1 pseudogene is annotated in these 317 nt (G+C 40.4%); it reads right to left on the bottom strand.

What is annotated here, in order from left to right:
- Nucleotides 1-46: 46 nt before the first annotated feature.
- Nucleotides 47-317: pseudogene (locus tag G5B11_RS18915) on the bottom strand (ParA family protein); the annotation flags it as partial.

Here is a 317-nt window from a genome sequence, read left to right as displayed (position 1 = left end):
GCATAATAATTTACTCCGCATTAGACTGTTTATGTGGTTAACCACATAAACAGTCGATCAGGATATAATCGTATCGGCCTCTTATCGCATCGATATATTCCTTCATGATCATTTCTCTGCTCATAACATTTCCCATCGTTACTTCCAGGGCAGAAAGCTCAATATTTGCCGGAAGTAGATCTACATTTTCCTGGTGATGTAAGATACCATCTTCCAGAGAGATTTCTTCTTCGTTAATGACATCCATCATAATCGTTGCCAGTGTGATGCGAAGATCATCCGGTTCCTCATATCCAAGACTTGCGGTTAAACTTCCC

The organism is Blautia glucerasea (assembly GCF_013304385.1).
Taxonomy (GTDB): Bacteria; Bacillota; Clostridia; order Lachnospirales; family Lachnospiraceae; genus Blautia_A; species Blautia_A ammoniilytica.
This window is presented reverse-complemented; position numbering and strand designations above follow the sequence as displayed.